This window comes from Lyngbya sp. PCC 8106 (assembly GCF_000169095.1).
Lineage (GTDB): Bacteria > Cyanobacteriota > Cyanobacteriia > Cyanobacteriales > Microcoleaceae > Capilliphycus.
Genome location: NZ_AAVU01000022.1, coordinates 94,994 through 101,469 on the forward strand (window position 1 = coordinate 94,994; position 6,476 = coordinate 101,469).

General features: G+C 42.2%; 6 protein-coding genes and 1 pseudogene. 3 read left to right on the forward strand and 4 right to left on the reverse strand.

From position 1 onward, the window contains the following. Positions 1-16 precede the first annotated feature (16 nt). Positions 17-1,221 (reverse strand): annotated as a pseudogene (locus L8106_RS15965) (RNA-guided endonuclease InsQ/TnpB family protein). 310 nt (positions 1,222-1,531) lie between these two features. Between L8106_RS15965 and L8106_RS15970 the strand changes: the two are divergent. After that, complete coding sequence (locus L8106_RS15970; RefSeq protein WP_009785388.1) at positions 1,532-2,212, forward strand: CADD family putative folate metabolism protein; 681 nt, start codon at positions 1,532-1,534, stop codon at positions 2,210-2,212. A gap of 96 nt (positions 2,213-2,308) precedes the next feature. On the opposite strand, the gene L8106_RS15975 is transcribed toward L8106_RS15970, so the two are convergent. Both L8106_RS15975 and L8106_RS15980 read right to left on the reverse strand, forming a co-directional pair. Further along, positions 2,309-3,205 (reverse strand): glycosyltransferase family 2 protein, encoded by an 897-nt coding sequence (locus L8106_RS15975; protein WP_009785389.1) that lies wholly within the window; start codon positions 3,203-3,205, stop codon positions 2,309-2,311. Between the two features lie 137 nt (positions 3,206-3,342). After that, positions 3,343-4,176 carry an HpsJ family protein gene (locus L8106_RS15980; RefSeq protein WP_009785390.1) on the reverse strand — a complete coding sequence of 278 codons (834 nt, stop codon included), beginning with the start codon at positions 4,174-4,176 and terminating at the stop codon, positions 3,343-3,345. A gap of 352 nt (positions 4,177-4,528) precedes the next feature. Between L8106_RS15980 and L8106_RS15985 the strand changes: the two genes are divergently transcribed. Both L8106_RS15985 and L8106_RS15990 read left to right on the forward strand, forming a co-directional pair. Next, complete coding sequence (locus L8106_RS15985) at positions 4,529-5,041, forward strand: adenylyltransferase/cytidyltransferase family protein (protein WP_009785391.1); 513 nt, start codon at positions 4,529-4,531, stop codon at positions 5,039-5,041. A gap of 81 nt (positions 5,042-5,122) precedes the next feature. Then, positions 5,123-5,854 (forward strand): GUN4 domain-containing protein, encoded by a 732-nt coding sequence (locus L8106_RS15990; protein ID WP_039896498.1) that lies wholly within the window; start codon positions 5,123-5,125, stop codon positions 5,852-5,854. A gap of 108 nt (positions 5,855-5,962) precedes the next feature. Here L8106_RS15990 and L8106_RS15995 read toward each other — a convergent pair whose 3' ends face one another. Then, positions 5,963-6,430, reverse strand: coding sequence for a tetratricopeptide repeat protein (locus L8106_RS15995; protein WP_009785393.1), 468 nt, complete (start codon positions 6,428-6,430; stop codon positions 5,963-5,965). Positions 6,431-6,476 lie beyond the last annotated feature (46 nt).

Here is a 6,476-nt window from a genome sequence, read left to right on the forward strand (position 1 = left end):
TCTCTGATACTCGCAGTTAAATTAATCCGTTAATCGATTTCTTATCCGTTTCTTTATTTGATAGCTGTTTTAATGCAGATTTCAATATGTTTCTGGCGGCATTTTCATCTCGGTCAGCAATATACCCGCAGTGAGGGCATTCATGGGTTCTCGTACTGAGAGTTTTTACAACTTTCTCGCCACAATTTGAACAGTTTTGAGAAGTATATGCGGGTTCGACAGCAATAACTGGAACCCCATAAACCCGCGCCATATATTCTAACCATTCTCGAAACCTGTACCAAGCTGCATCGCTAATTGATTTGGCTAGATGATGATTTTTAACCATGTTGCGAATCCGTAGGTTTTCAACCGCTACCAAGTCGTTAGACCGGATGACGTGTTGGGCTAGTTTACAAGCCCAATCATTACGCCTGCGTGAAACCTTGAGATGCGCTCTACCTAATTTGTTTCTGGCTTTTTGGCGATTTTGACTGCCTTTTTGAGTTCTTGATAATCGGCGTTGTAGCTTTTTCAGCTTGCGTTCATCCTTTCTCAAAAATCGGGGATTATCTATTTGATTACCAGAACAATCTGTGTAGAAATAGTTTAAACCTACATCTAGCCCTGTTTGTTTTCCTGTTAGTTCTTTTTTCTCCTCTCGTTCATAATCTATTAGAAATTGAGTATAATACCCGTTGTACTTTCTGATTACCCTCACTCGTTTGATTTGTTCGAGTTGATGAAAGTGCAGGTTTCGACTTCCCCAAAGCTTAAACGTACCCGCTTGAAACTTGTCGGTAAACGTTAAATAACGTCTGTCCTCCGAAAGTTTCCATCCTGATGTTTTGTATTCAACAGACGCTCTAACTTGATACTTTTTAAACTTTGGGAATCCTTCTCTTGGTGCGCGTTACGCAGAGCGGATGGAACATCCGCAGGGTCGCACCGCTTGGAGCCTGGTATTTTCTGCTTACAATTCCGATAAAATCTTTCAATTGATGCCCAAGCTCTTTCTGCGTGTGCTTGTCGTGCCATTGAGTTTAACTTTGATGCCCAGGGAAATTCTGGGTTGTCTGACAACAGTTTGCAGTGCTTGTAGGCATCGTTGCGACTTTTAACCTGACCGTCTAACCATGCTCTGATAACGCTGTTGCGAACAAATAGACCTGTCCGAATGGCTTCATCCAAGCTTCGGTACTGGCAATATGTTCCTTGCAGCTTCATTTCATATACGAGCATAATTTGTCGTCGTCGCTGACGATAACCCATCATAGCACGAACATAATCCGTCGTGAACGACGGGGCTTTTGACCCGCTTTTTTTGGTAAGGGAAGATAGGGAGATGGGGAGGTGGGGAGATGGGGAGGTAGGGAGATGGGGAGGTAGGGAGGTAGGGAGGTAGGGAGATGGGAGGTAGGGAGATGGGAGATCTTGCCTTTTGGCTGTTGCCTTGCGCGTAGCCCTATACTCTTGACAAGAACTCGTTTTGGTATACAATTCACTAGAATTAACCCCATCAGAGTGAATTATGCTAGTCCAAGAAAAATCCATGACTGAGCAAGCGTTTTTAGCTCAAATTGACGAGATTATTGACGGACATCATCTACTGAAGCATCCTTTTTATCAACTGTGGAATGAAGGGAAACTGACTTTGGAGATGCTACAAGAGTATGCGACAGAATATTATTTGCAAGTTCATCACTTCCCTACCTACGTTAGCGCGACTCATGCGGCTTGTGATGACTTAGAAATTCGTCAGATGTTGCTGGAAAATTTAATCGAAGAAGAACGGGGTTCTGCAAATCATCCTGAACTTTGGTTACGGTTTGCAGAAGGATTGGGTGTGGACAGACAAGCGGTTCTCGAACGTCAAAATCTGGAGAAAACAACAGAATCTGTCCGAATTTTAAAAGAGTTAGCTCGCAGTGAAAATGCAGTCAAGGGTTTAGCTGCATTGTATGCTTATGAAGCTCAAATTCCGGAAGTTTCCACTACAAAAATTGCCGGACTACAAAACTATTATGGCATTGATTCTGCTGAGGCTGTTTCCTTTTTCAAAGTCCATGAACAAGCGGATGAAGTTCACAGTCAAATGACTCGTGATGCTTTAGTTAAACTTTGTTCAACTGAAGAACAACAGCAAGCTGCAATTTCAGCGACACAAGATGCTGTTTTTGCGCTCAATTTGTTGTTAGATGGTATTTACGAACAATACTGTCAAGCGGCTTAATTCTGACTGAGAATCTTAAACATCCACAAAGACATTAGAAAGCAACTCAAGAGAAAATATGAGGATCTTAGTGTCTTTGTGGTCAAAGTTTCTATCCTAATCTTCTGTAGCTACCGGAGAAGAAACTGGGGTTTCTTTCATTTCCACCGGATCGGTATTAGAATGGGCTAACTGAAGAATAGGCTTATTGCGAATTTCCCAAGTTTTTAATACAATTAAATATTCATAAAAGGCTTGTAGAGTACACCACGCAAATCCGGAATGACCATCTAACCAACCCCCCAAGATGATATACATATAAACAAAGCGAATTAACGGTCTAAAGGGTAAACGTAGAGAAAAATCTTTTAACGCTCGGCGTCGTTCCACCTCAGATTTTCCAAAGAATAAATCCCCCCAATTCACGGTTCCTGAGTCTAACTGTTTAACGGTTTCTGTTGCTTCATCCGTTGAGTAACGGTTGTGTTTTTCTAACCAACGAGATAGTCCTTTACTGCAAGTATAATGGGGATAGGTTTCTTTAATAAAACTTGTTGGCCCAAGACATTCTTCTCGTTCGGTGTGACCATAATCGCTAAACCAGACTTTATCCTTATGAAATAAACGCATTTGATAGCGGGGATATTGGGTACTGCGACGAATCCAAGACCCCAGAAACATCACCTGTTCAGCGACATAATACCCAATATATTCTAAACTTTTCATGGCTTCTAAACATTCGGTGAAAAGTTCAGGAGTCATGCGTTCATCCGATTCTAGAATATAAACCCATTCATGCTTTGTGGGAACTTCTTTTAGCATCCAAGTCCGTTGACGTCCGTGACTTTCAAAAGCGTGGGGGATGACTCGAACCGGATAACTTTGGGCGATTTCAACAGTGCGATCGCTACTTAAAGAGTCTACAACTATGATATCATCTGATAGCATTGCCGACTCAATACAAGCCGCTATATCAATCTCATCATTATAGGTCAGAATATAAATTGAAAACATCGGTTTTTGAAGAATTGAAAAACTCGTAAACTCGCATCAAAATGCACAATGAAGAACATCGCTAATCCTCAGTAATCAGCGATCAGTTGTCTAGAAATAATCCTGATACTGATTACTGTTGAAAAACTCAGACTAAGCTAACCCGCAGAAGGTTTGCGACGACCACCGCCCAAAATTCCGACTGTTTTTAAGCCAGTCCAACCAATACCAATATAACCGATAGCCAGCAACAAACTACTAATTCCAGTCTGTAAACTCGACTTTAAAGAACGAGTTTTAGCTTGCTGTTCAAGTTCTTGCTTACGTTCACGAATTTGAGTTAAAAGCTGAGTCGGTAAATTATCAGCCTGTTGTTCTAAAAACTGATCAAGGGCTTGAGGATTGGTTTTAGATTCTTCCAAAATATCTTTAACTTGTTGAGGAAGATCTTCTCGGGCTAACAATTGATTCAACTGTTCTTCATTGTCAATCACACTACTAAACTGATTTCTCAGCAAAGTTTTCCGTTGTTCAACCTGTTGTTGAAACTGATTGCTTCCCAGTTGAGTTTCTAGTTGAGTTTCAGCTTGAGTTGCTTGTTGATTAATCTGTGATAATGCTTCAGATCGAGCAATTCGAGTATTATTCAAATGTAGGGGAAAGAGCAATAGATAAAGTAATCCGAGTAAACTCGCTAAAATGGCGATCCAAAATCTCAAATCAACGAAAGGTTTAGTCGGCTTTTGAGTTCCTCCAGAGGTGACAGTATCCATCCAAAACCCAATCAGAACTAAACCCATACCCACCATCGGGACAATACCCCGATCAACCAACTGGCTAGTAACATTGAGTTGCCATGCACGATTGAGTAAATTGGGCGGAACTAATAAGATCAGGTAGTCAACTAAAGAAGAAACAATCAAAATTGTCCCGATCAGTTTAACACTCCAAGCGGCGAGTGAGGGAAATTGACGGCTAGTAGTTGCTTTCATAGGATTGAGTAAACTCAGTGATCATCTGCGTAAACAGTAGGGTTGGATAAAGAGGGCGAGTCAAGACGGTTTTCGGCTTCTCAAACCCACCGGAGGAGAATGCTGATTGTGAAGTTGTTTGAGATCGACAGGGGGGCTTATCGTGTTAGCTTAATGTCGGAGTTCAACGCGATTGCGCGTACAATATCAGTCTATTAACGCTAGCCTAACATAACTATTTGAACTCCCTGAAGCCAGTCAATCAGATAAGAATCTTTCCATCAGTATACTCTCCGTTGTAGATGCTCAACGCTCAGACTACGCCCCCTGATGAAATTCAGACTTTAGACTATCATTATTGTGGATAAAACTCATGACCGATCTCGATTCATCAAAGATTAAAAATCTTTACACCCTAGAACAGTTACAAGAGGTGATCGCTTCTAATACTAGGGCTTGGCGTCCACTGGTTTTAACCAATGGTTGCTTTGATCTGATCCACGCAGGACATATTCGCTACTTACAACAGGCTAAAATCTTGGGGCGATCACTCGTGGTTGGCTTAAATAGCGACTCCTCTGTGCAAACGATTAAACCTGCACAACCCGGTCTTCCTTCCCGTCCGATTGTACCGCAAATGCAGCGAGCAGAAGTGTTAGCCGCCCTAAAACCCGTTGATGCAGTGGTGATTTTTGGTGAAGCAACAGCCACTCAACTGATCGAAATCTTCAAGCCAGAAATATACGTCAAAGGCGGCGACTACACCCTCGAAACGCTACCGGAAGCCCCGGCAATTTTGGCTTACGGGGGTCAAGTGGCTTTGATTAAAATCGAAGTTCCCGCCTCTACCAGCACAATTATTGATCGGATTTTACAGCGATCGTAGGATTAGGGAACATACACCTGTACAATAGTTGAGGATCTGCACACCAGTGTCATGCAGGTTGTTCACCCCAAAACACCTCCTATGACTGATTCGACCACATTCAAAGCGACTGTCGCATCACTAAACCCTGATGAAGTTCGCTCCGGGCTTAACTCAGGAACGACCGCAACGAAGCTACAACTGATTCAAACATTAGCTGAGGCGGGAGACGTCGGTTTCCCCCTATTAATGGAGTTTTTGTTAGAACGGGCTTCTGCTTCTCCGACTCCGGTTGAGGGTAAAGTTTATCAGGTGCTTTCTGCGGCTAACTCCTCTGAGGTGCAAGATTTTCTCAAAACCCATTTTTCCCAAGGTTTACTCTCTCCGGCTTCAGAAGCACAAGTTGACTACTCTCGTCTTCAACAACTCCTCGCCCAACAAGATTTTCTCGAAGCTGATAAATTAACCCTACAAAAGCTGTGTGAGTTGTCAAATCAAGCGGCGGTAGAACGGAAATGGATTTACTTTTCTGAAATTAAACGCTTCTCTAAAACAGATTTACAGACAATAGACCTTCTCTGGCGAGTGTATTCAGAGGGGAAATTTGGCTACTCTGTCCAACGTAAGCTGTGGTTAGGGGTGGGGAGAAATTGGGAGAAACTTTGGCCGAAAATTGGCTGGCGTCAAAACGGTAATTGGACTCGTTATCCTCAAGAGTTTACCTGGGATTTAACTGCACCTGTTGGTCATTTACCCCTATCGAACCAGTTGCGAGGGGTGAGGGTGATTGAGGCGTTGTTTTCTCATCCGGCTTGGTCAGATTCGTCAAGTTAACTTTTGATATCATCAACTGAAAATATGGAGTATTCGGGGATATCCGCCAGGATTTACCCCTTTTTTTCTGAAACTTTTTTAATCAATTTAATTGCACACTTTAATATCTTATAATTGACTTGTACATTCTAAAATTAACCGTTGATTTTCTACAGAATAGGGTTGAATCTCTAACGCTTGTCGAAATGCTCGAATGGCAGCCGAAAAATCTCCCATCGCCGCATAACATAACCCCATTCCATGTATCGCCCCAAAATGAATCGGGTTCAACTCAATCACCTGTTTACAGTCTGCTAATGCTTTGTCGTATTGTTCGGTAATATAATACAAAACCGCCCGTCTATTCCATGCTTCTGCAAAGTCCGGTAAATCTTCAATCAGTTGAGTCAGTACCCCTTCTGCTTCTCTAGAGTTTCCGCCTTGTAACCAGACTTCTGCTTGGCGAATTTTTTCGAGTCCAGTGGTTCCTTTTTGTTCAAACCAGATTTTCCACAGTTGATGAGTCGCTTGACGGCGAACGATTTCATCTGGTTGTTTTAAGTCTTCAAGTAATGCGTTGATCTTTGATTCGTTCATGGTCTATTTTCAGAATGTGTTTAATAAATTACTGTTCAGAACAGCG

Bases quoted from the DNA above. Each gene is read 5' to 3' on its own strand.
- L8106_RS15995 (WP_009785393.1), bottom strand. From the start codon at position 6,430: ATGAACGAATCAAAGATCAACGCATTACTTGAAGACTTAAAACAACCA.
- L8106_RS15975 (WP_009785389.1), bottom strand. From the start codon at position 3,205: ATGTTTTCAATTTATATTCTGACCTATAATGATGAGATTGATATAGCG.
- L8106_RS15985 (WP_009785391.1), top strand. From the start codon at position 4,529: ATGACCGATCTCGATTCATCAAAGATTAAAAATCTTTACACCCTAGAA.
- L8106_RS15970 (WP_009785388.1), top strand. From the start codon at position 1,532: ATGACTGAGCAAGCGTTTTTAGCTCAAATTGACGAGATTATTGACGGA.
- L8106_RS15990 (WP_039896498.1), top strand. From the start codon at position 5,123: ATGACTGATTCGACCACATTCAAAGCGACTGTCGCATCACTAAACCCT.
- L8106_RS15980 (WP_009785390.1), bottom strand. From the start codon at position 4,176: ATGAAAGCAACTACTAGCCGTCAATTTCCCTCACTCGCCGCTTGGAGT.